Origin of the sequence: Bacillus cereus group sp. MYBK216-1, from assembly GCF_051916495.1 — a bacterium.
Lineage (GTDB): Bacteria > Bacillota > Bacilli > Bacillales > Bacillaceae_G > Bacillus_A > Bacillus_A thuringiensis_K.
In genome coordinates this window covers 124016-146875 of record NZ_JBQAGT010000004.1, presented here as the reverse complement: position 1 = coordinate 146875, position 22860 = coordinate 124016, and the positions used below count along the sequence as shown (strand labels likewise).

Genomic DNA, 22860 nt, shown 5'->3' with positions numbered 1-22860 from the left:
TCTATAGCCCTATATCACGTATACTATCATTGATATGAGGGACTAAATAAGAAACTTCTTTTATAAGGAGAGCGATCTATTCGTGAATGAAATGACTCATCGTACAAAAACACGTCCAGTTAAAGTCGGTAATTTAACAATCGGCGGTAATAATGAATTAATTATACAAAGTATGACAACAACAAAAACACATGATGTTGAAGCAACAGTTGCTGAAATCAAGCGTTTAGAAGAAGCCGGCTGTCAAGTCGTGCGCGTTGCCGTTCCAGATGAACGCGCAGCAGATGCTATTGCTGATATAAAAAAACAAATCAACATTCCACTTGTTGCTGATATTCATTTTGATTATCGCCTTGCTTTAAAAGCAATTGAAGGTGGCATCGATAAAGTACGTATCAATCCAGGTAACATCGGTCGTCGCCATAAAGTAGAAGCTGTTGTAAATGCAGCAAAAGAGCGCGGTATTCCAATCCGTATTGGTGTAAACGCTGGTTCATTAGAGCGTCACATTTTAGAAAAGTACGGGTACCCAACTGCAGATGGTATGGTCGAGAGCGCGCTACATCATATTAAAATTTTAGAGGACTTAGATTTCCACGATATTATCGTATCTATGAAAGCCTCTGATGTTAACTTAGCAATCGAAGCATATGAGAAAGCTGCTCGCGCTTTTGATTATCCATTACATTTAGGTATTACAGAATCTGGAACATTGTTTGCCGGAACTGTAAAAAGTGCTGCTGGTCTTGGAGCAATCTTAAATAAAGGCATCGGAAATACATTACGTATTTCATTAAGTGCTGATCCAGTTGAAGAAGTAAAAGTTGCTCGTGAACTATTAAAATCATTCGGTCTTGCATCTAACGCAGCAACACTTATCTCTTGTCCAACTTGTGGTCGTATTGAAATCGATTTAATTAGCATCGCTAACGAAGTGGAAGAATACATCTCTACACTTCAAGTACCAATTAAAGTCGCGGTACTTGGTTGCGCTGTAAATGGCCCTGGTGAAGCTCGTGAAGCTGATATCGGTATTGCCGGTGCACGTGGAGAGGGATTATTGTTCCGTAAAGGGCAAGTCGTTCGTAAAGTACCAGAAGAAACAATGGTAGAAGAACTGAAAAAAGAAATCGACGTAATTGCTGCTGAAATGGCTGCTGAACGAGAAAAAGAAAAAGAGACGCAAGAACAATAAAAAGAAGGTTGCCACAATATTTGTGAGCAACCTTCTTTTCTACGTAAAAAAGCTCGTCAGTTATATAACCGACGAGCTTTTACTTTGCACATTTTGGACAACGACCATATATTTCAAACTTATGACCCGTTACTTCATAACCGGTAAAATCTTTATTCATAAAATCCATTGGGCAGGAAGTAATCTCTTTCGTTCCTCCACAATCCAAACAAATAAAATGATGATGATGTTCCATAATAGAACAAGTAAAACGAAAATGTTTTTCACCATTTAATTCCGTTTGTTCTAAAACACCAATCTCAGCAAAAACTGTTAAGTTACGATAAATCGTATCAAAACTAAGCCCTGGATAATCATCTTTCATATGCTCTAAAACATCTTTCGCAGTTAAATAACGATTATGTGCTGCAAATAATCTGAGCATCTCTTCTCTTTTTCCAGTATGTTTGTATCCTTTTTCTTTCATTAGGCGTAAAGCTTCTGTTAGATTCATACCTATCCCTACTTTATGCAGTTTTTTTCTTCTTCCATAAAATCGCACCGATTAAAATAAGAACTGCTATCATAACAATTGTACCACCTGGCGCTAGATCAAGTTGATACGAAGCAAACATTCCACCAATTACTGCAATTTCACCAAATAAAATGGAAAAGAAAATTGTTTGTTTAAATCCTTTAGCAATACGAATACTTGCTGCAACTGGTAACGTCATTAATGATGATACGAGAAGAACCCCTACTACACGCATTGATACTGCAATGACAAGAGCAACTAATATAATGAAAATAAAGTGAATCCATTTCGCTCTTAAACCAGTTGATACTGCGTATTCCTCATCAAATGATAATAGAAACAGCTCTTTATATAATAAAATAATTGTCGCAACAACAACAATTGCTACAATCCCAATAATAATTAAATCTGTACTTGTTACAGCACTGACACTACCAAATAAATAACTAAATAAGTCTGTGTTAAATCCATTTGCAAGTGAAATGAAAATAACTCCAACCCCCATCCCTGCCGAAAGGATAATCGGAATTGCTAATTCTTGATAGTGCTTATATACAGTTCGTAACTTTTCGATTAGTAGCGCTCCACCAATCGAGAAAATCATCCCCATATATAAGGGGTTTAAAAATCCACCTGTAAAAATGGTTTTTTCAAGTAATAAACTTGCTGCAATACCCGATAACGTCACGTGACTTAATGCATCCGCAATAAGAGATAAACGACGAATAACAACAAACACACCAATTAGTGGTGCAACAAGTCCAATTAAAATACCTGCGTATAAAGAATTACGTAAAAAGTCATATTGTAAAAAATCTTGTATCATTATATCCTCCCGTGATGCTCATGTTCGTGTTCTAAACGATGAACATGATGTCCATATAAAACGGACATTTCTGCATCTTCTAACTCTCGGAACTTCTCTACATTTCCATGAAAATGTAGATGTTGGTTTAGGCATGCAACATGTGTTACTTTTTCAGTAACAGCTCCCATATCATGAGTAACAAGAATTAATGTGATCCCGAGCCTTTTGTTTAAATCCTCTAATATTTCGTAAAAACTTTCCACATTTTTTACATCGATTCCAACAGTAGGCTCGTCCAAAATAAGCAATTCAGGATCACTAACGAGCGCACGAGCAATAAATACACGCTGTTGCTGTCCACCAGAAAGCTCTCCAATGTTACGACCTTGAAACTCACTCATCCCTACATCAGCAATTGCTTTTTCTACCTTTTTCTTATCCTCTTTTGTGAAAAAGCGAAAAAGCCCTTTTTTCGAAACAAGTCCCATTGACACAACTTCAGAAACAGTTGCTGGAAAACCAGAATTGAAACTATTTGCCTTTTGGGATACATAACCAACTTTGTTCCATTCCTTAAACTTCTTACTATCAACGCCAAACACGCGAATGCTTCCTTCTTTTGGCTTTAAAACACCTAATAAACACTTAAGTAAAGTTGATTTACCTGAACCATTCGGTCCCACTAAACCTAAAAAAGCTCCCTTCGGAACTTGCAAATTAATATTTTCTAACACATTCCGATCTTCGTATCGGAATGTTAAACCTTCAATTTCTAATATATTATTCATAGCATCTCACCTATTTTAATTCAGAATGATTCCGATTTATATCTATTTGAATTATAGTACAGCTTATTATAGTTGTAAACCAATCTGACTAAAATATATCTATTTTTTCAAGAAACCTTACTATTATAACAAAAAGCAGAGAAAAATTCTCTGCTTTCGAAAAATATTCCTATAAACTTTTTAGTGAATAGCCGATTTAAACTTACCACCATTTGTCTCTTGCGTGCTCATAATCGTAACAAACGCATTTTCATCAATTTCATGCACAATTGATTTTAACTTCGTCACTTCTAGACGCGTTACAACTGCATAAATAACTTCTTTTTCTTTATCCGTGTAACCACCTTTCGCTACAAGCTTTGTAGTTCCACGGCCAAGACGATGCAAAATCGCGTTTGATACTTCCTCATATTGATCAGATACAATTAAAACCGCCTTCGTTTCATCTAGCCCTTGAATTACTGTATCGATCGTTTTAAATGCGATATAGTACGTCATAACAGAATACATCGCTTGTTCCACACCAAACACAAATGCTGCCCATGCAAAAATAAATAAGTTCACAAACATTACGAATTCACCAACAGAGAACGGTAATTTCTTCGTTAATAAAATCCCCATAATTTCAGTTCCATCTAGCGATCCACCATGACGAATTACAAGTCCTACACCAAGCCCTAAAATAAGACCACCAAACACTGTCGCTAAAATAGGTTCTGTTGTAAATGGTGGTACCGCATGTAACGTTGACTCAATGAAAGCTAACGCTACAATACCAAATGTCGAAGATAACATAAATGTTTTTCCAATTTGCTTATAACCGGAATACATAAATGGGATATTGAGAACAACGACTAAAGTAGAAAAACTTAACCACCAAATGTTAGGAGTAAGATAATCTAATATAAGAGAAATACCAATAATTCCACCATCAATAATTTTATTTGGCATTAAAAATAGTTCAATTGCTACCGCCGCGCATGCTGCTCCAAAAATAATCATAACTAAACGATAAATGAGATGAATAACACTTTCTTTTCGATGTTGCTTTTGCTCCATAAGCCCTCCCTGTACTCTTTTTCTGTAGTTTCGTTCTTATATTATAACATACGCTTCTTTTCCTCATGAAAAAAGAAACTCCATACGAATATGTACAAGCTACATGCTCATATATTTCGATAGAAGAACGCGTGAAGGAGGATAACAAGATGAACCTCATTAAACAAATTGTTAATAAAAAATTAAATCATATTTCTACAAAAGAGTTATTAAAATATAGCAAAGAATACGAAGTTCCCATTACAGCAGCACAAGCTGATCAAATTGTTTTACTTATGAAGGGTAAAAATATTAATATTTACGATAACAACGAGCGACTAGAGCTCTTAAAACAGATCGCAAAAGTAACTTCCCCTGCCACTGCCCAACAAGTAAATACGTTATTTCAGCAACTACTAAAATAAGGAGGGGATTTCCCCTCCTTATTGCGCTTTAATTTTTTCAAGAAGCCCTTCATCAAAAGTGCCGTTTTTCAGCATTTCAATTTCCAATTTGTATGGTGGCTTCTTATCTTTTTTATCTTCCCCTACATACGGTGTTTCAAGAATTTTTGGTACATGCATTAACTGTGGATGATGTACAATGTGATGCAATGCTTTATACCCAATGTGACCAAATCCAATGTTTTCATGACGGTCTTTTCCTGCTCCGCGTACATTTTTACTATCATTAATATGAAGTACTTGTAAACGATCTATACCAACGATCTTATCAAATTCATTTAATACGCCGTCAAAGTCATTTACAATATCATATCCTGCATCGTGCGTATGACACGTATCAAAGCATACAGATAGCTTTTCATTATATTTCACACCATCAATAATCTTTGCAATTTCTTCAAAGCTACGACCGCATTCTGTTCCTTTTCCTGCCATCGTCTCTAACGCAATGTTAACCGTCTGTTCTGGCGTTAATACTTCATTAAGCCCTTTAATAATTTGTTGAATACCAGCATCTGCTCCAGCACCAACGTGCGCTCCTGGGTGAAGAACAATTTGTTTTGCTACACCTAATGCCGATGTTCTTTCAATTTCCATGCGAAGAAAGTCTACGCCTAATTGGAATGTTTCTGGCTTCGTCGTATTCCCAACATTAATAATATACGGTGCATGGACGATAATTTCCTCAATTCCGTTCAGCTCCATATGTTTTCTTCCTGCTTCTATGTTCAATTCTTCAATTGGTTTTCTTCGTGTATTTTGCGGTGCACCTGTATAAATCATAAACGTTGTTGCACCGTATGAAACAGCCTCTTCACTTGCTGCTAATAACATTTTCTTACCACTCATGGAAACATGAGATCCAATCTTTAACATACAATCACCTCTTCAATATACAATAGATATAATGATAGCATAATTTGTAGAAATATGTAGTGAATTGTTTGTTCACAAAAGACGCACTACACAAATTCATATGACTATTTAGACAGACTATACTCTTCATTTAAATTAGCAGGATAAAAAAAAGATAAGGGAAATCCCTTATCTTTTTTTATGGCTGTATTTTCTCTTCACTTTGTCACGTTCTGTTGCAAGTTTACGTTTATAGTTTGGTTTTACTTTTTTCGGTTTTTTAACAACTTTTGTTGCCATAACATCAAGTTCGTCATTTGGCTTTTTACGGCTCTTACGACGACGACGCTCACCTAAATCTGCCCACTCATCTCCACGTAAATCTACATGTTTAAACTCGATATGACGTTGTTTTTCTAAGCTATCTAACGCTTCTTCGTTTGCTGGATCATAAATCGTCACTGCAATACCAGAATGCCCCGCACGTGCTGTTCTTCCAACGCGGTGAACGAAGAAATCTAAATCTGATGGTAGCTCATAGTTAATAACATGGCTAATCCCTTCAATATCAATACCACGTGCTGCTAAATCAGTTGCAACAATATATTGGAATTCCAGGTCACGAATTTGTTTCATCATTTTTTTACGATCACGTGGTGATAAATCCCCGTGAATTCGTCCAACTTTTAAGCCACGTTCCATTAATCCATCAGCAACTTGGTCTGCCATCTTTTTCGTATTCGTGAAAACAACTGCTAAATACGGTTTAAATTGAAGTAGCATTTTATGCACTAAATCAATTTTATTACGATGTTTAGAAGGCACTAAATAGTGTTCAATGTTTCCAGCTGCAACTTGTTTTGGATTGATATGAATATGTTCTGGATTCTCCATATACTTCTTCAGAAACGGTTTTAGTTTTTGAGGAATTGTTGCAGAGAAAACTAACATTTGCAAGTTTTTAGGCATGCGTGCTGCAATTTTATCTACATCATGAATGAATCCCATATCAAGCATTAAGTCTGCTTCATCGACAATAATCGTATTTGCTTTATGAACAAATAATGCTTGCTCTTCTACTAAATCTTTAATACGTCCTGGTGTTCCAACTACGATATGAGGTTGTTTTTTCAACTTTTCAATTGAGCGTTGTTTATCAGTTCCACCAATTAAACAACGTGCTGTAATCATTTGGTCTTCCGCACAAAACTTTGTTAATTTCACGATTTCTTCGTAAATTTGTTGTGCTAACTCACGAGTAGGCGCTGTAATAACAAGTTGTACTTCTTCACGGCTTGCATTAATTCTGTTTAATGTAGGAAGTAAGTATGCATGTGTTTTCCCAGAACCTGTTTGGGATTGTCCAATTACACTTACACCTTTTTTCACAACCGGGAAAATTTTCTGCTGAATTCCTGTCGGCTCTGTAAAGCGTAGTTCACGAACTGCATCTATTAAAAATGGTTTAAAATCATACTGTGTAAAAGTTTGTTGTGTCATAAGTTACACCTTCTTTCTAAAATTTCTACTGCGCGCACAAATCAGTCAAGTCTACATTATATCGAAATCTACAAGTAAAATCCATCTTTAGTTTAGGTTTTCACTTCAAAAACTAACCTTCTTCCCTTTTATTGCATATTGTATGTGTATATACCTAACTGAAGAAAGGAGGATTTCTCACATGTTTCCGAAATCCCCTACAAGGCAAATGTATCCGAATCCAGGGCAGCAACCTTATACACCATATCCAATTCCACAACTACCACCAATGGTACAAAAAAAGAAAGGTTTTCTTGCCAAGCTTTTTAAAAAACACGATCCAACCGAGCCTTTTATGCAAATGGTTCCACCTTACCGACAAATGGAAGGGCAACCGATGATGCATCAGCAACCACCGTCGCCGCCGCAATATCAACAGCAATATCAGCAGCAATACCACCAACAATATCCGCAGCAACATCCACAATATCAACCATACATGCAGCAACACCCTGAGCAAATGATACCGCCTCAAATGTATGAATCAAATGAAACGCGCGGCGGCGCAACTACAGCTGCGGCAACAGCAAGCAGTGGCATCGGCAGTTTTTTTTCGAACTTAATTTCGAATCCAACTAATATGATAAATAACATCGAAAAAGTATCCCAAGTCGTTCAATCTGTAGGTCCTGTTGTCGAACAGTACGGTCCTATTATGCGTAGTCTACCAAGCATTGTTAAAATCCTCACCTCTGGAAAAAGCACGGAAGAAAATCAAACAGAAAATGTAACAGAGCCAGTTGAGGTAGAAAGTCCGCCTCCTGCACCTCAAAAAAAGAAACGAAAACGAAAGAAAATAGTGATTGAACCTGTAATACAAAAAGAGTTACCGAAAGAACCAGTCCAACAAACAGCAACAAAACCAAAACTATATGTGTAACAATCCTTTGTTTTCTATCCACTCCTCCTTTATAATGTAAAAGACTATGCACAAAAGTATCCCTTGTTTAGAAGGAGAGGATTACTCATATGAAAATTGTTAAAATTTCCCCTCGTGGTTATTGCTACGGTGTTGTCGATGCAATGGTAATTGCACGTAACGCCGCATTAGATAAATCATTGCCGAGACCCATTTATATTTTAGGTATGATTGTTCACAATAAACATGTTACAGACGCTTTTGAAGAAGATGGAATCATCACATTAGACGGTCCAAGTCGCTTAGAAATTTTAGATAAGATTGATTCTGGTACTGTTATTTTCACAGCACACGGTGTTTCTCCAGAAGTTAAACAACGCGCAAAAGAAAAAGGTTTAACAACAATCGATGCCACTTGCCCAGATGTTACCAAAACGCATGATCTTATCGAAGCTAAAAAAGCGGAAGGATATCATGTCATTTATATCGGTAAAAAAAATCATCCTGAGCCAGAAGGCGCAGTTGGTATTGCACCTGACATCGTTCACCTTATCGAAAGAGCCGATGATTTAAAAACATTAGAAATCCCAACAGATAAAATTTTAGTAACGAATCAAACAACGATGAGTCAATGGGATGTTCAACATTTAATGGAGGACATTCAAAAAAAATTCCCAACAGCAGAATTCCATAAAGAAATTTGTTTAGCAACTCAAGTTCGCCAAGAAGCTGTCGCTAAACAAGCTGATGTTGCAGACTTAACAATTGTTGTTGGTGATCCGAAAAGTAACAATTCAAATCGCCTAGCACAAGTATCACAAGAAATCGCGGGTACAAAAGCATATCGAGTTGCTGATGTAAGCGAAATTCAATTAGAGTGGCTACAAGGTGTAGAAAACGTAGCTGTCACAGCAGGTGCTTCTACACCAACGCCGATTACAAAAGAAGTTATCGCGTTCTTAGAGCAATATAATCCAATGAATCCCGCTACATGGGAAAGAGTTCGAAAAGTACCGTTACAAAAGATATTACCTCGCGTAAAGGTGAAAAAAGAACAATAATAAAAACCGTTGCCCTAATGGAGCAACGGTTTTTATTTTTCTTATACAAATGTGAATGGATCTGTATGTAACTGCGAAGCATGAATTTGAACATTGAATTTCTTTGCATCCACTTTTTCTTGCAGTTGCTTTTGTACACCTTGCTTCATTACTTTTTCAACATTATGTCCTGGGTCAACTATATTTAAACCAAGCATCATCGCATCATGAGCAACATGATAGTACATGTCACCAGTTACATATACATCTGCTCCTTTAAATTTCGCTTGGTTTATATATTTATTACCATCTCCACCAAGTACAGCTACTTTACGCACTTTATCATCTAACTTACCGACAACTCTTGCACCCTTAACATCTAATGATTGTTTCACATGTTCTGCAAATTGACCAAGCGTCATTTCTTCTTGTAAATATCCTATTTTTCCTAAGCCTAACGTTTCACCTTTATTATCAAGCGGATACACATCGTATGCTACTTCTTCATAAGGGTGCGCCGTTACCATTGCTTTAATCACTTTTCGCTGTAATGAAGCTGGAATAATCGTTTCGATTCGCACTTCTTCTACACGTTCTAACTGTCCAGTTTCCCCGATATAAGGATTTGTCCCCTCTTGAGGTACAAATGTGCCTGTACCCTCGCTACTAAACGTACAGTGGCTATAATTGCCGATATGACCAGCACCTGCGTCTCCTAATGCTTTCCTTACTTCTTCTGCATGAGTGACTGGCACAAACACAACAACTTTTTTCATTTCTTCTGCATATATTGGTGCCAAAACTTCTGTATTTTGCAATCCTAACGCCTCAGCAAGTAAATCATTTACCCCGCCCTTAGCAACATCCACATTTGTATGCGCTGCATAGATTGCAATATCATTTTTAATACACTTTTCAATAATTTTCCCATACGCCTTATCTGTATGAATCGCTTTTAACGGGTTAAAAATTAAAGGGTGATGAGCAATAATGACATTTGCCCCTAATTGAATCGCTTCTTCCACAACTTCCTCCGTTACATCTAAAGCAATCAATACGTGCTGCACAGGTTGATTAAGCGCTCCAATCTGCAAACCAATCTTATCACCTTCCATCGCTAAATGCTTTGGATACATACTTTCAAATAAAGAAATTATTTCATGACCATTCGGAATTTTACTCATGATAAAATCTCCCCTATCATTTTCATTTTCGCTTCTACTTCTTCACGTTTCGCTTTTGTTTCTTCAGAATCAGTCGCACGTTCTAACTGTTTTAAAATATTTTGGAAGTTTTTTAATTCTCCTTCCCATTTTTCAACAAAAGCTTCACTTTTTTCTTTTATTAAAAATGGTCCCATAAACAATTCAGCTTGTTTATTTTCAGAATAAGGCAACGCGATGTTTCCCCGCTCCCCTACTAGAATTTCATAAATTTTTCCATCTTCTTTTACGATTTTTTCATGGATAAGCTCCCATCCATTCTCAATAAACCATTCACGAATGTGATGCGCTGCAATATTCGGCTGTAAAATTAAACGCGTTACACCTTTTAATTTTTCTTTACCACTTTCTAAAATATCACGAATTAACGCTCCACCCATCCCAGCAACCGTAATTACATCTACTTCTCCTGGCGCGATAACAGCTAATCCATTCCCTTTACGCACATCTATCTTATCTTGTAAGCCACTTTCAGCTACAGTTGCTTGTGCAGAGCGGAATGGTCCATCTACAACTTCTCCTGCAACTGCTTTTGTAGCAATATTATTTATAATTGTATAACACGGTAAATACGCATGATCCGATCCAATATCAGCAACTGTAGATCCTACTGGTATTTCACGCACAACTTCTTCTAATCGTTTTGAAAGCTTTACTTCATTCATGTATTTCCATTACTCCTTCTCTTGTCAGTCTGTCTCCATGATAATGAATTTATAGTAGTTGTTGCAAGCCCATAACAACAATTCACCACTCTATCATTCATCGTATTTTAGAAAATATAGAAAAACAAGCCCTTTGCATAAGCAAAAGGCTTGTCATACGGAACTTTATTTTTTCTTCGATAACCAATCAGCTACTTTAGCAGCTTGATCAGCTGGAACTATATTGGCAGGCATATTGCCTTTTCCTTTCGAAAGAATTTCTTTAATTTCATCCTTTGAAAGTTTCCCACCAATTTTTTGTAAGTTAGGTCCAACTGCCCCTTGTAACTGATCACCATGGCAGCTCGTACAGCTTTGCTTCACAATATCCTCTGGTTTTGATGCTGTTTGTGCTGGCTTCCCGCCATTTTTTGCATCAGCTAACTCTTTAGATTTATTTAGCCCCTGAAATGAAAATACAAACATAACGATAATACCCAATGCTGCAATAAGAGCGAACGGAATCAGCGGATTACGTTTCATATCTCTTCTCCCCCCTCTATACCCCTAAATAGTTAGATGATTCAGTCATTTATATTGTACTTGAAAACGCTCTATCAGAAAAGAGCAAACTACTACTTGTTAAAAATATTCCATAAATTCAGTTTATTGTTTTTTATTGTCATATCGCTTATTATTTCGATAATTATTAACGTTTCTCATCATATTTTTCGCTTTTCTACATATATTTTTGTATATAATAAACAAAATTAATCGAAAAATCGAAAAATGAGCATTTGCAAATCAAAAGACAATTCTGTAAAATAAATTACAAGAAATTGTAATCGTTGCCCACAGCTAAATTTTAACAAAAATTAACAAAATAAAAAAGTTTACTTCACAAAGGTGAAGTAAACTTAAAAAATAACCTATTCTAAGAAATCCTTAAGACGCTTACTACGGCTTGGATGTCTTAATTTGCGAAGTGCTTTTGCTTCAATTTGACGGATACGCTCTCTCGTTACGCCGAATACTTTCCCAACTTCTTCAAGCGTACGAGTTCGTCCATCATCTAAACCGAAACGAAGACGTAGAACATTTTCTTCACGATCTGTTAGCGTATCTAACACATCTTCTAATTGTTCTTTTAGCAATTCATAGGCTGCATGGTCCGCAGGCGATGTTGCTTCTTGGTCTTCAATAAAGTCACCTAAATGGGAGTCATCTTCTTCACCAATTGGTGTTTCAAGAGAAACTGGCTCCTGTGCAATTTTTAAGATTTCACGTACTTTTTCTGGAGCAAGATCCATTTCCTCACCAATCTCTTCAGGAGACGGTTCGCGACCTAAATCTTGTAATAATTGACGTTGTACACGAATTAACTTATTAATCGTTTCAACCATATGAACTGGAATACGAATTGTTCGCGCTTGGTCTGCAATGGCACGTGTAATAGCTTGGCGAATCCACCAAGTTGCATACGTACTAAATTTGAAACCTTTACGATAATCGAACTTTTCAACAGCTTTAATTAGACCCATATTACCTTCTTGAATTAAGTCTAAGAAAAGCATACCACGGCCTACATAGCGCTTTGCAATACTTACTACAAGACGTAAATTTGCTTCTGCAAGACGACGTTTCGCTTCTTCATCGCCTTCTTCAATACGCGTTGCAAGTCGAATTTCTTCTTCTGCAGATAGTAAGTCTACACGACCAATTTCTTTTAAATACATACGAACAGGATCGTTGATTTTAACCCCAGGTGGTACACTTAAATCATTGAGGTCAAACTCTTCTTCTGTTTTTGAAATTTGGCGATTATTAGGGCCTTCTTCGTTGTCATTATCACCAACTAAGTCAATGCCTTGTTCACCTAAATATTCATAGTATTCATCCATTTGATCGGATTCAATTTCAAATCCATTCATGCGTTCTGCAATCTCTTCATATGTAAGAACGCCACGTTTTTTTCCGAGCTCAGTGAGTTGTTCTTTCACTTGCTCAAGGGTCATTTCAGTTTCAATTTGTTTAGAACGAGCTGGTTTGTCAGCCATCTGTTCCCCTCCTTACGCGAGATACAAACATTCATTATACTAAAAATTTATCAAAAAAGCTATTTTCTCGCTTTTTGATTTTGTAAATATGCTACATAATATTTAGCAGCCTCTACAGGATCTGTTTTTTCCATTTGTTTCACTTTAAAGATGATCTCCATCTTTTCAAGTTTTTCCTGATGCCGTCTAAGCGTCTCCAAATGGCCTTGCAACACTTCTTCAGTGTATTCTGGATTAATAAATTCATCCGTCGAAATATCAGTGATAATATTTTTCAACTTTTCATCAGAGAGCCAACTTAAAAATGTTCCAACTGAAGGTTCATTTCCCTTTTCATAATATGCGTATAGTTCATATAAAATCCCTTTATGTTCTTCTGTATGAAAATCTTCTATATGGGATTCCATACGAACAGCTACTTCTGCACTTTGCAACATATGGTAAATAATTTCTCTTTCCGCTCTTTCAAAACCTGTTAACTTAGGTTTTGTTTGAACGACTTGAGACGGTTTAGCAACCTGCTTTATTTGTTTTTGCTGTACCTTTTGTTCTTTGCGATATTGGTGCAATTGGTTCAAAAGTGTTTCCATTGAATACGAAAATTCTTGCGATAATGACTTCAAATATGACTCTGCCTGCATCGCATCTTGTAACAACGATAACTCTTTTAAAACACTTTTCACATATTCTTCTTTGCCAGACTCATCTTGCAAATTTTTCCCTAAACGCAAATAATTTATTTTAAAACCAACAAAACTCACACTTGATTTCACAAGATTTTCAAAAGCAGTAGTGCCATATTGTTGCACATATTCATCAGGATCAAGCTTATCTGGCAAGGATGTGACTTTCACTTGGCAACCAACTTTTAGCAATAATTGCCCTGCTTTTATCGTCGCTTCTCGCCCTGCTTTATCACCATCATAGCAAAGAACAACAGTTTCAACGTTACGTCGCAGAAGTTTTGCTTGTTCTTCAGTTAAAGCTGTTCCCATTGTCGCAACAGCTTCTTCCACACCACTTTTTACCGCAGCTAGCACATCGGCATATCCTTCAAAAAGAACCACTTGCCCACGCTTTCTAATAAACGGTCTTGCTTGGTGAAAGTTATACAACAATTTACTTTTGTGAAAAATCGGCGTTTCAGGGCTATTTAAATATTTCGGAGTGTCATCTCCTAACGCCCTTCCACTAAATGCTATTACCTTACCTTGTAACGTATAGATCGGGAACATAACTCTTCCGCGGAAGCGATCGTAATGACTACCATCCTTCTCACTTCTTATTAGAAGGCCAGCTTGTTCCATACTAGACAGCGATAAACCTCTTTTTTGTAAAATTTTCGTCGCTGCGTCCCAAGCAGGTGATGCATAACCAATTTCAAACTTCTCAATCATTTCTTTCGTAATACCACGGTTTAATAAATATGAAAGTGCTTCATTTCCCTCTTCCGTATTTACTAATAAATGATGATAATACTTTTTCAACAATTCATGAGCTTGCTGCATGATGACAGTGTCATCAGATATGTCTTCTTGTTGTCCTTGCCCTGATGTGTACTCTGCAACCGCAATTCCATTTCTTTCGCCTAGCTTTTGAACAGCCTCGGTAAAAGCCAGTCCTTCCATTTTCATTAGAAAGGAAAATACATTTCCACCTTCTCCACATCCGAAGCAATGAAAAATTTGCTTATCGGATGAAACAGAGAATGAAGGAGAGTTCTCACCATGAAATGGACAAAGGCCGAAATAGTTACGCCCCTGTTTTCTAAGTTGAACGTATTCACCAATGACTTCTACAATATCGGATGATGTCCGAATTTGTTCAACAACTTCTTCGGGAATTCTGTTCCCCATAACTCCATCTCCGTGTCGTATTTTGTATTCGATATAAATTAAAAAATTCCTTTATAATTCGACAATATTTTTCTAAACTTGTTAGAAAATGTTGCCGATTACATTGTATAAACGATTTTGAACCTTCCTATAGGTCCTTTATATGCATAAATCGCATATACATACTTGCTATATAAAATTGTATACATTTGCTCATCTGTTACAAATGTATCTCTTAGAAACAATACATATAGACCTTTTTACAAGAACAGTAGCAAGCCACATATACTGTTTGACCTTGAGATCTGTAACTTTTCCATGTTGATCCATATAACAATCAACTACATTTTGTTCAGTATCTACAAAGATCCAATTGCCTTGCTATTTTCCAAAAGGATGAGCATATGATGCGACAAACAAAATTCCGACATGAAATTCCGCTCCAACTTGCACAACTTCAGCCTTCACGGGACATACATATACACCAACTGATATGTTGTTGATGTTTTGCATATTTCTGTATTCTACATCCCTTCTGTGAATCCTTCCATAATGTGCGTTTTCTTGTATAGATTTTGTCGATTTAACGTAATTACATGTCTTTTTCGTAAATCCTATCCCTAGTTTATTCTGAAAAATTAAAGTCTAAACGTAAAATATAGGTTTTTATCACAATTTTTTATTATAATATATTTTCTTCAACTACGCTACATATCCCTTTATTTTTTCATCTTACATTTCAGGATGACAAACTCACACCTTGAATATACTAAAAGACAAAGGAGTATAAGTATAACCATTACAATACAATCTATTACAAAATCCATAGGTGTCATATTTCACACGAGCGAAAAAAGCACATTCACCTTTGGTAAATGTGCTAAAACATTTTTTGGTTTTGCACTGCATTCACAATAATATTTGCTGTTTCTTCAATCGCTTTATTCGATACATCGATTACTTGGCAATTTATTTTACTAATTACTTCCTCAAAGTGATCAATTTCTTCTTGAATACGATTAATATTTGCATATGTTGCTCCGTCACTTAATCCAAGTGATTTTAATCGCTCTTTTCGAATATGATTTAACTTATCTGGCGTAATTTTCAAACCGAAACATTTTTCTTTTGCCACTTGATATAGTTCTTCAGGTGGGTCAACTTCTGGCACGAGTGGTACATTCGCAACTTTCAAGCGTTTGTTATGAGCTAAATATTGGGAAAGTGGTGTTTTTGATGTACGCGAAACACCGATCAACACGATATCTGCTTTTAAAATACCTCGTGCATCTCTGCCGTCATCATATTTCACAGCAAACTCAATCGCTTCAATCTTTTTAAAGTATTCTTCATCTAACCTACGGACAACACCTGGCTCATATCTCGGCACTTGCCCCGTAATTTCTTCAATTTGATCAATAAGAGGGCCAATAATATCGTATGCCTCTACCCCTTCTTTTGCAGCCTCTGTTACTAAATACTGGCGCATATCAGGCTTAACTAACGTAAAACATATAAGTGCTTGATTACTCTTAGCAATCGAAATCACTTCTTTTAATGTCCCTGTATCTTCTACATACGGTACACGTCTAATATCAGGAGCAAACGGGAATTGCCCCATTGCTGCTCGAACAACCAAATCAGCCGTTTCCCCTACAGAGTCAGATACGACATATACGATTTTATTATCCATTACATTACCTCACTTTAAACAAATTACACTTATTCGTTATTTACTAAATTTACAAACGCACGTGTAATATTTGTTTTTGTAATTCGCCCAATCACTTCTAAACCTTGTTTCGTATCTTTTACAACTGGCATTGCATCAATCTGTCTTTCTATTAATTCCATCGCAATATCATATAAAGAATCCTCTCTACGACACATCGCAATGTTTGGCATCCTTGTCATGATAATATTAACCGGAAGAGAGGTTAAATCCTGCTTTCCTAAGCTCGCTCTTAATAAATCTTTACGAGACACAACACCAACTAATAGAGTCATCTGATCTACAACGAACAATGTACCAACGTCCTCTAAAAACATCGTACAAATTGCATCGTATACGGAAACATTTTTATCAATTACAACCGGTCTAGATTGATAATCTTGTACTTTAATTTTCTTAACAGCTTCAGATAATAGCTGCCCCCCAGTTTTACCCGTATAAAAATAACCTACGCGTGGACGTGCTTCTAAATAACCAGCCATCGTTAAAATTGCTAAGTCTGGTCTTAGCGTCGCACGTGTTAGACCCAATTGTGCTGCAATTGATTCCCCTGTAATAGGACCGTGATCTTTTACAATCTGAATGATATGTTCTTGCCGTTTATTCAGCTCTATGATAATCACCACCTTTAATGCACAACGAAAAAAGTTATACTATCTCTTAAATATTATATACTAAATATGCTATTCGAAAAAGAAAGTATGTAAAAAGGACCGTATACGGTCCAAAATTATATTTGAAACTTATCAAGTTGTTCTAAAAAACGTCTTGATTTCAAATAAATTCCGCAATATTCATCATAATATGTATTCAATACTAAACGCATTTGTTTTTTTGTGCTATCCTTTACCGATACATTTCCGAGCCTATGTAAATCGAAATGGAAGAAAAGACGTAATAATTTATGAACAGCTTCTCCTACCGGTATACGATATGGGTCTTGCTCTGCATGACGTGAGCACAGAAAACCGCCTTCCCTGACGGAGAAGGCGACAAAGTCTGTTTCTTGATGACAAATCGCACAAGTATCAAAGTACGGGCGCATCCCTAATACTGGAAGCATTTTCGTTTGATAAATTAATGATAATACTTCTGAATCAACACCCTCACACATATAATGCAACGTTTGATATAACATTTCAAATAAGTACGGATTATGTTTTTTATCTTCTGTTGCTTTATCAGTTAACTCAACAATAAATGATGCATAAGCAGTTAAAAATATATCCTCGCGAATTTCTTTCATAGTTGAAATAATCTCGCCTTGTTGCAATGTTCCAAGCCCAGATCCCATTTGAATAAGAAAATGGCCATGTGTCATTAATTGCGACACAGATGCTAATCGGCTTTTCGGTTTTTTTGCTCCTCGTGCCATTGCACTTACCTTACCAAGTTCTCTTGAGAATATTGTAACAATCTTGTTCGTTTCTCCGTAATCTGTCGTACGGATAACGATGCCCTCAACTTTTTGAAACATGTTCGTCACCATCCAAGGTTTGAACAAAACGGGTCAAGAAATTGGAGAGTCTAGATGCGCTAGCTCCTCTTCATGTTGATCCATCTCATCGTTTACGTCTTTTTCCATTTCTTTCAAAAGCAAGTACGTTTCAATGCTTCCTGTTTTGGAGAAAAACTTCCAGGTAAAATCTAGCATAAGAATCCACCTTTCTCAATAAGCGTAGCCTATAAACCAATTTCCTTTGTTGTTATTAAATTGACCCATTTTGTCCATTTTCATGTGAGAAAAATTTTTCCTAATTTATCAAAGTTCATAAAAACCAATAATCAGCGGATGAACCAACCATCCACTGATTACAGCTTGACTCTATTTTAGTACTCATCCTCGCGGAAACCTAGGTCACGAAGCTGAGACATTTTATTACGCCAATCTTTTTGCACTTTTACCCATACTTCTAAAAATACTTTAGAACCAAGTAGCGCTTCAATATCAAAACGAGCTCGTTTACCAACTTCTTTTAACATTTTTCCTTGTTTTCCGATGATGATTCCTTTTTGTGATGCACGTTCAACAACAATCGTTGCATTTATATAAACTGCCCCACCCTCACGCTTTTGAATCGCATCGATAACAACAGCCACAGAATGCGGTACTTCTTCACGTGTTAAATGTAGTACTTTCTCACGAATAAGCTCTGCAATAATAAATCTCTCCGGATGATCCGTTACTTGATTATCTGGATAGTATTGTGGTCCTTCTGGTAAATACTTTTTAATTGTTCCAATTAAAGCGTCCACATTATTACCGTCTAACGCAGAAATTGGTACAATCTCTGCAAACTCATGTAGTTTACGATATTGATCAATTAACTCTAGTAATTGCTCTGGATGAAGTTGGTCAATTTTATTAATTACTAAAAATACTGGTTGTTTCGTTTCTTTTAATTTCTCAATGATGAATTCCTCACCACGACCAAAGCCTTCGACAGCATTAACCATAAACAGAACGATATCAACTTCTTTTAATGTCGTTTGCGCCATCTTCACCATGAAGTCGCCTAGTTTATGTTTAGGTTTATGTATTCCTGGTGTATCAATGAAAATAACTTGTGCATCATTTTCTGTATATACACCTTGAATTTTATTACGAGTCGTTTGTGGCTTATCACTCATAATAGCAATTTTCTGGCCGATAATACGATTTAAAAATGTAGATTTTCCAACATTCGGTCTGCCAATAATAGAGACAAAACCTGATTTATAACCTTTTCTATTCATGTAAATCCTCCGCTAAAAATGCTCCTGGTAACAATTCTCCGACTGTCGTCTCTTGAACGTCACCATGTAAATTTGATAAGTATACTTTCGTATCCTGTTTACATAATTCTACCATAACTTGTCGACATGCTCCACAAGGAGGTACTGGGCGCTTTGTATCTGCTACAACCGCAATGGCTACAAATTCTTTATCTCCTTCAGAAACCGCCTTAAATAAAGCTGTTCTTTCAGCACAATTACATAAGCCATATGATGCATTCTCAACATTACACCCACGATATACTTTTCCACCGCGCGTTAATAATGCTGCACCTACTTGAAATTTAGAATATGGTACGTACGCTTGTTTACGCGCTTCGATTGCTTCTAGAATTAATTGTTTACTATTCATATTCCCGCATCCTTCCTGTTCACAGCTATGAAGAGATACACTCTCTCATTAAAGGCCCTTACGGCACTTCCAAAGCTTAATAAAAGCTTCGGAATGCAACTATACCATATACGGTAAAAAGATAATAGCACCAATTATAACAGCTATAATTGTAAATAATAAAACCGCTCCTGCCGCAACATCCTTTGCAATTTTTGCAAACGGATGAATATCGGCAGTCGCTAAATCTACCGTTTTTTCCACAGCCGTATTTACCATCTCTAAACTCATTACAATCCCTATTACAATAAGTAATATCATCCACTCTATTTTCGTAATATGGAAATAAAAGCCGCAGCATATAACAATGACTGCGGCTAAATAATGGATTTTCATATTTCGTTCATGACGAAAACAAAAGAATATACCAGCTATAGCATATCCAAAACTATCTATAAGTTTTCCTTTTTTCATCTTCCTAATCCAAAAGCTTCTAAAATTTCTTTTTGTCTTCCGAACATTTCTTTTTCATCTTCTTCCGTCATGTGATCATAACCAAGTAAATGTAAAAAGCCATGTAACGCCAAAAATCCAAGTTCACGATCGAAAGAATGTCCGTACTCTTCAGCTTGCTCTTTCGCCCTTGGAATAGAGATAATAAGATCACCTAACATGCGCGGCATCTCTGCACCAACGATCTCCATTTCTCCTTCTCCCATCTCTTCCATGGCAAAAGATATTACATCTGTAGGTTGATCTTTATCTCGGTAATCACGATTAATTTCTCTAATGCGCTCATTATCTACAAATGTCACCGATACCTCCACGCCATCCTCGATATTTTCCATTTGAGCTGCTTTTTCTAACACTTCACGAATTAAACTCATATACGCTTCTTTTACTTCTTCTGTTTCATCAATAAAATCAATTAACAAACTCATTCTTTCTCCTTTTCTTCCGGAAGTTCCGGATATGTAATACGCGAATGGAAAATACCATTTAACGTTTCACACAACGTTTTCCCAACGATTTGTAGTTCTTTAAACGTCAAATCACATTCACTAAATTGACCGTCTTGCAATCGATCTTTAATAATACTTTGCACTAAATTATTAATTTGTTCTGGCGTTGGGTGATTCATAGAACGTACCGCAGCTTCTACACTATCAGCAATACCAACAATTGCCGATTCTTTCGAAGTTGCTTTTGAACCTGGATAACGGAACATCTCTTCTGTATATTTTTCTTTATCTTCTTTAATTGCTTTATAATAAAAATATTTCAGTAACGTTGTACCGTGATGTTGCCCAGCGATATCAATAATTTCTTGTGGAATATGATATTCTTCGAGCATTCTTACTCCATCCGTTACGTGAGCAATTATAATATCTTTACTCGTTACAGGATCTAATTTATCATGCGGGTTTTCAATTCCCATTTGGTTTTCAATAAAGAATTGCGGTTGTACTGTTTTTCCTACATCATGATAATATGCACCTACACGTGCTAATACACCATTTGCCCCGACTGCTTCACACGCAGCCTCAGAAAGATTCGCTACCATTACACTATGATGATATGTCCCTGGCGCTTCTAACAAAATTCTACGTAAAAGCGGATGATTTGGACTTGATAGTTCCATAAGCTTCATACTTGATACGATTCCAAGTCCACTTTCTAAATATGGTAAAATCCCCATAGCCAAAACGGACGATATAATCCCTGAAAGTGAAGCCATTAATAATTGCGTACCAATTTCAAGAGGCGAAAAATTCCCATTACGTAATAATAAGAGCGCCGCCAATACGACTACATTTAATACAGAAACGAGTATACCAGCTTGTAAGATCATTGTACGACGATTTTTTTCTCGCAAGAAAATACTAACCGATAATGAACTTAACAATACGTAAATCCCTACACTATAATTTAACGTACTCGTTACTCCTTCATTAAACATAATACTTCCGCATACAGAAAAAATCATACTCGTTAAAAAGACAAATCGATCACCAATCATTAGTTTTACAAGTAATGTTCCCATCGCAATTGGGACAACATATGCAATCCCTGCGTATTCAAGTTTTTGAAACAAACTAATGATTTTCATTAAGACGATTGTGATAGACAAAATTGTAATATACGCTAAAACATACGGTCTATCTTCTCTTTTTCTCTTTAAAAACAATTCAAATTGTTTATGCATAAAGTATAGTAACACACTAATGAGTACCGCTAATCCAACATAAGGTTGAAAGCCATTCCCTTTTTCTAACAAACCAACTAATTTCAACTGATTATACACATCACTTGAAATTGTTTCACCTTCTCTAACAAGAACTTGTCCTTGAAGAATATAAACAGGTGGAACTAAATCTTCCTCTGCTTTTCTCTTCTCTTTCGTTAAGATCGGGTCATAAAAATAGTTCGCTGAAATTGCATATCTTCCTAGCGCCTTAATTGACTCTTTTAAACCATTATCAACATTAACACTATTCATCTCACTTACATATCGTTCTTTCGCATCTTTCAATTCGTCCATTTTAATATGCTCAGTCATGATACTATTAATCGCTGTGACCGCAGCATCTTTCGCTAATACTAATTGGCCCGAATCTGCATTAATCAAATTTAGTAAGTTTGAATCAGATAATTCTTTCGTTAAGTCAGCAGGTAGTTTCTTTTTTAACTTATCCACTTTCTCAGCATCAGTAATCTTTTTTTGATCATCCGGTCCAACAGCTTTAATCTCTTGCACCACTTCATCCACTTTAGCGAAGACGTCATTCACAATATCAACTTTATTTTGTTTATACTCACTTTTATATGTATATTGATCTTCAACTTTTGTAGCGGCTTCTTTTTTCTTTTTATCCGTTGTAACTTTATCTTCAATTTTTATAGGAGAATGGATTGTCTTTTTCGCAATAGAATACATGTTAACATCTAATTGCTCTGGTTTTACATTATTCATAAGCGCAAAAAACAGCACTGCTCCTAATACAACGTAAGAAATCCAACTTAGTTTTTTCGAATGTTGTAAATTACGAAACCACTTAGAAATTTCTTGAGATCTTGACATGATTTCAATACTTCTCCTCTCCAGAAATAAAGTGAAACTATTTATAGCTTTCATTTCTTCTACCCAACGATACTTTGAGGC

Annotated in this window: 25 protein-coding genes; 4 read left to right on the top strand and 21 right to left on the bottom strand. The window is 36.2% G+C overall.

Annotation, left to right across the window (positions count from 1 at the left end; translation table 11 throughout):
• The first annotated feature begins 91 nt into the window (after window positions 1–91).
• Entirely contained in the window at window positions 92–1195 is a 1104-nt protein-coding gene (ispG, locus tag ACTFRH_RS15155; protein WP_153577907.1) for a flavodoxin-dependent (E)-4-hydroxy-3-methylbut-2-enyl-diphosphate synthase, read from the top strand.
• A gap of 79 nt (window positions 1196–1274) precedes the next feature.
• Here ispG and ACTFRH_RS15150 read toward each other — a convergent pair whose 3' ends face one another.
• From ACTFRH_RS15150 to ACTFRH_RS15135, 4 genes are all read right to left on the bottom strand, one after another.
• Window positions 1275–1688: a Fur family transcriptional regulator gene (locus ACTFRH_RS15150; RefSeq protein WP_001054516.1), complete on the bottom strand. Its 414-nt coding sequence runs from the start codon at window positions 1686–1688 to the stop codon at window positions 1275–1277.
• A gap of 13 nt (window positions 1689–1701) precedes the next feature.
• The gene (locus tag ACTFRH_RS15145) at window positions 1702–2535 is read right to left on the bottom strand and encodes a metal ABC transporter permease (protein ID WP_000613815.1); all 834 of its coding nucleotides are present in this window, start codon (window positions 2533–2535) and stop codon (window positions 1702–1704) included.
• Complete coding sequence (locus ACTFRH_RS15140; RefSeq protein WP_001059662.1) at window positions 2535–3305, bottom strand: metal ABC transporter ATP-binding protein; 771 nt, start codon at window positions 3303–3305, stop codon at window positions 2535–2537. Before ACTFRH_RS15140 ends, ACTFRH_RS15145 begins: the two co-directional genes overlap by 1 nt.
• A 180-nt stretch (window positions 3306–3485) precedes the next feature.
• Window positions 3486–4364, bottom strand: coding sequence for a YitT family protein (locus ACTFRH_RS15135; RefSeq protein WP_000435963.1), 879 nt, complete (start codon window positions 4362–4364; stop codon window positions 3486–3488).
• A gap of 149 nt (window positions 4365–4513) precedes the next feature.
• Here ACTFRH_RS15135 and ACTFRH_RS15130 point away from each other — a divergent pair, with 149 nt between their 5' ends.
• Window positions 4514–4768, top strand: coding sequence for a DUF2624 domain-containing protein (locus tag ACTFRH_RS15130; RefSeq protein WP_001048954.1), 255 nt, complete (start codon window positions 4514–4516; stop codon window positions 4766–4768).
• Window positions 4769–4786: 18 nt separating this feature from the next.
• On the opposite strand, the gene ACTFRH_RS15125 is transcribed toward ACTFRH_RS15130, so the two are convergent.
• A complete protein-coding gene (locus ACTFRH_RS15125; RefSeq protein WP_000912460.1) occupies window positions 4787–5683 on the bottom strand; it encodes a deoxyribonuclease IV in 897 nt (298 codons plus the stop codon).
• 168 nt (window positions 5684–5851) lie between these two features.
• Window positions 5852–7162 (bottom strand): DEAD/DEAH box helicase, encoded by a 1311-nt coding sequence (locus ACTFRH_RS15120; RefSeq protein ID WP_000194018.1) that lies wholly within the window; start codon window positions 7160–7162, stop codon window positions 5852–5854.
• Between the two features lie 181 nt (window positions 7163–7343).
• Between ACTFRH_RS15120 and vrrA the strand changes: the two genes are divergently transcribed.
• On the top strand, window positions 7344–8081 hold the full coding sequence (vrrA, locus tag ACTFRH_RS15115; protein WP_000484172.1) for a VrrA/YqfQ family protein: 738 nt from the start codon (window positions 7344–7346) through the stop codon (window positions 8079–8081).
• 89 nt (window positions 8082–8170) lie between these two features.
• Window positions 8171–9121 (top strand): 4-hydroxy-3-methylbut-2-enyl diphosphate reductase, encoded by a 951-nt coding sequence (locus tag ACTFRH_RS15110; protein WP_000706662.1) that lies wholly within the window; start codon window positions 8171–8173, stop codon window positions 9119–9121.
• Between the two features lie 41 nt (window positions 9122–9162).
• Here the strand turns inward: ACTFRH_RS15110 and ACTFRH_RS15105 are convergent, their stop codons facing one another.
• The 15 genes from ACTFRH_RS15105 to ACTFRH_RS15035 form a co-directional block, all read right to left on the bottom strand.
• Window positions 9163–10284 carry a Nif3-like dinuclear metal center hexameric protein gene (locus ACTFRH_RS15105; protein ID WP_000036252.1) on the bottom strand — a complete coding sequence of 374 codons (1122 nt, stop codon included), beginning with the start codon at window positions 10282–10284 and terminating at the stop codon, window positions 9163–9165.
• Entirely contained in the window at window positions 10281–10988 is a 708-nt protein-coding gene (locus ACTFRH_RS15100; RefSeq protein WP_001006535.1) for a tRNA (adenine(22)-N(1))-methyltransferase, read from the bottom strand. Before ACTFRH_RS15100 ends, ACTFRH_RS15105 begins: the two co-directional genes overlap by 4 nt.
• Before the next feature lie 165 nt (window positions 10989–11153).
• Window positions 11154–11510, bottom strand: coding sequence for a cytochrome c550 (gene cccA / locus ACTFRH_RS15095; protein WP_000828141.1), 357 nt, complete (start codon window positions 11508–11510; stop codon window positions 11154–11156).
• Window positions 11511–11896: 386 nt separating this feature from the next.
• Window positions 11897–13024 carry an RNA polymerase sigma factor RpoD gene (gene rpoD, locus ACTFRH_RS15090; RefSeq protein WP_000764065.1) on the bottom strand — a complete coding sequence of 376 codons (1128 nt, stop codon included), beginning with the start codon at window positions 13022–13024 and terminating at the stop codon, window positions 11897–11899.
• A 59-nt stretch (window positions 13025–13083) separates the two neighbouring features.
• Window positions 13084–14880 (bottom strand): DNA primase, encoded by a 1797-nt coding sequence (gene dnaG, locus ACTFRH_RS15085; RefSeq protein ID WP_000528220.1) that lies wholly within the window; start codon window positions 14878–14880, stop codon window positions 13084–13086.
• Between the two features lie 360 nt (window positions 14881–15240).
• The gene (locus tag ACTFRH_RS15080) at window positions 15241–15372 is read right to left on the bottom strand and encodes a hypothetical protein (RefSeq protein WP_003302665.1); all 132 of its coding nucleotides are present in this window, start codon (window positions 15370–15372) and stop codon (window positions 15241–15243) included.
• Between the two features lie 367 nt (window positions 15373–15739).
• Window positions 15740–16552 carry a pyruvate, water dikinase regulatory protein gene (locus tag ACTFRH_RS15075; RefSeq protein WP_000368944.1) on the bottom strand — a complete coding sequence of 271 codons (813 nt, stop codon included), beginning with the start codon at window positions 16550–16552 and terminating at the stop codon, window positions 15740–15742.
• A gap of 29 nt (window positions 16553–16581) precedes the next feature.
• Window positions 16582–17214 (bottom strand): helix-turn-helix transcriptional regulator, encoded by a 633-nt coding sequence (locus tag ACTFRH_RS15070; protein ID WP_000583756.1) that lies wholly within the window; start codon window positions 17212–17214, stop codon window positions 16582–16584.
• 107 nt (window positions 17215–17321) lie between these two features.
• Window positions 17322–18068: a DNA repair protein RecO gene (gene recO / locus ACTFRH_RS15065; protein WP_000487011.1), complete on the bottom strand. Its 747-nt coding sequence runs from the start codon at window positions 18066–18068 to the stop codon at window positions 17322–17324.
• Between the two features lie 33 nt (window positions 18069–18101).
• The gene (locus ACTFRH_RS15060; RefSeq protein WP_000883924.1) at window positions 18102–18245 is read right to left on the bottom strand and encodes a YqzL family protein; all 144 of its coding nucleotides are present in this window, start codon (window positions 18243–18245) and stop codon (window positions 18102–18104) included.
• Window positions 18246–18421: 176 nt separating this feature from the next.
• Entirely contained in the window at window positions 18422–19327 is a 906-nt protein-coding gene (gene era, locus ACTFRH_RS15055; RefSeq protein ID WP_001080229.1) for a GTPase Era, read from the bottom strand.
• A complete protein-coding gene (locus tag ACTFRH_RS15050) occupies window positions 19320–19718 on the bottom strand; it encodes a cytidine deaminase (RefSeq protein WP_001086285.1) in 399 nt (132 codons plus the stop codon). The genes era and ACTFRH_RS15050 overlap by 8 nt, the downstream gene beginning before the upstream one ends.
• Window positions 19719–19817: 99 nt before the next feature.
• Window positions 19818–20171 (bottom strand): diacylglycerol kinase family protein, encoded by a 354-nt coding sequence (locus ACTFRH_RS15045; RefSeq protein WP_000715462.1) that lies wholly within the window; start codon window positions 20169–20171, stop codon window positions 19818–19820.
• Window positions 20168–20638, bottom strand: a complete 471-nt coding sequence (gene ybeY, locus ACTFRH_RS15040; RefSeq protein WP_000054682.1) for an rRNA maturation RNase YbeY — start codon at window positions 20636–20638, stop codon at window positions 20168–20170. Before ybeY ends, ACTFRH_RS15045 begins: the two co-directional genes overlap by 4 nt.
• Window positions 20635–22779, bottom strand: a complete 2145-nt coding sequence (locus ACTFRH_RS15035) for an HD family phosphohydrolase (protein ID WP_440048764.1) — start codon at window positions 22777–22779, stop codon at window positions 20635–20637. Before ACTFRH_RS15035 ends, ybeY begins: the two co-directional genes overlap by 4 nt.
• Between the last annotated feature and the right edge of the window lie 81 nt (window positions 22780–22860).

Coding starts and splice junctions, on each gene's coding strand:
- ispG (WP_153577907.1), top strand. CDS start 92: ATGACTCATCGTACAAAAACACGTCCAGTTAAAGTCGGTAATTTAACA.
- ACTFRH_RS15150 (WP_001054516.1), bottom strand. CDS start 1,688: ATGAATCTAACAGAAGCTTTACGCCTAATGAAAGAAAAAGGATACAAA.
- ACTFRH_RS15145 (WP_000613815.1), bottom strand. CDS start 2,535: ATGATACAAGATTTTTTACAATATGACTTTTTACGTAATTCTTTATAC.
- ACTFRH_RS15140 (WP_001059662.1), bottom strand. CDS start 3,305: ATGAATAATATATTAGAAATTGAAGGTTTAACATTCCGATACGAAGAT.
- ACTFRH_RS15135 (WP_000435963.1), bottom strand. CDS start 4,364: ATGGAGCAAAAGCAACATCGAAAAGAAAGTGTTATTCATCTCATTTAT.
- ACTFRH_RS15130 (WP_001048954.1), top strand. CDS start 4,514: ATGAACCTCATTAAACAAATTGTTAATAAAAAATTAAATCATATTTCT.
- ACTFRH_RS15125 (WP_000912460.1), bottom strand. CDS start 5,683: ATGTTAAAGATTGGATCTCATGTTTCCATGAGTGGTAAGAAAATGTTA.
- ACTFRH_RS15120 (WP_000194018.1), bottom strand. CDS start 7,162: ATGACACAACAAACTTTTACACAGTATGATTTTAAACCATTTTTAATA.
- vrrA (WP_000484172.1), top strand. CDS start 7,344: ATGTTTCCGAAATCCCCTACAAGGCAAATGTATCCGAATCCAGGGCAG.
- ACTFRH_RS15110 (WP_000706662.1), top strand. CDS start 8,171: ATGAAAATTGTTAAAATTTCCCCTCGTGGTTATTGCTACGGTGTTGTC.
- ACTFRH_RS15105 (WP_000036252.1), bottom strand. CDS start 10,284: ATGAGTAAAATTCCGAATGGTCATGAAATAATTTCTTTATTTGAAAGT.
- ACTFRH_RS15100 (WP_001006535.1), bottom strand. CDS start 10,988: ATGAATGAAGTAAAGCTTTCAAAACGATTAGAAGAAGTTGTGCGTGAA.
- cccA (WP_000828141.1), bottom strand. CDS start 11,510: ATGAAACGTAATCCGCTGATTCCGTTCGCTCTTATTGCAGCATTGGGT.
- rpoD (WP_000764065.1), bottom strand. CDS start 13,024: ATGGCTGACAAACCAGCTCGTTCTAAACAAATTGAAACTGAAATGACC.
- dnaG (WP_000528220.1), bottom strand. CDS start 14,880: ATGGGGAACAGAATTCCCGAAGAAGTTGTTGAACAAATTCGGACATCA.
- ACTFRH_RS15080 (WP_003302665.1), bottom strand. CDS start 15,372: ATGCAAAACATCAACAACATATCAGTTGGTGTATATGTATGTCCCGTG.
- ACTFRH_RS15075 (WP_000368944.1), bottom strand. CDS start 16,552: ATGGATAATAAAATCGTATATGTCGTATCTGACTCTGTAGGGGAAACG.
- recO (WP_000487011.1), bottom strand. CDS start 18,068: ATGTTTCAAAAAGTTGAGGGCATCGTTATCCGTACGACAGATTACGGA.
- ACTFRH_RS15060 (WP_000883924.1), bottom strand. CDS start 18,245: ATGCTAGATTTTACCTGGAAGTTTTTCTCCAAAACAGGAAGCATTGAA.
- era (WP_001080229.1), bottom strand. CDS start 19,327: ATGAATAGAAAAGGTTATAAATCAGGTTTTGTCTCTATTATTGGCAGA.
- ACTFRH_RS15050 (WP_001086285.1), bottom strand. CDS start 19,718: ATGAATAGTAAACAATTAATTCTAGAAGCAATCGAAGCGCGTAAACAA.
- ACTFRH_RS15045 (WP_000715462.1), bottom strand. CDS start 20,171: ATGAAAAAAGGAAAACTTATAGATAGTTTTGGATATGCTATAGCTGGT.
- ybeY (WP_000054682.1), bottom strand. CDS start 20,638: ATGAGTTTGTTAATTGATTTTATTGATGAAACAGAAGAAGTAAAAGAA.
- ACTFRH_RS15035 (WP_440048764.1), bottom strand. CDS start 22,779: ATGTCAAGATCTCAAGAAATTTCTAAGTGGTTTCGTAATTTACAACAT.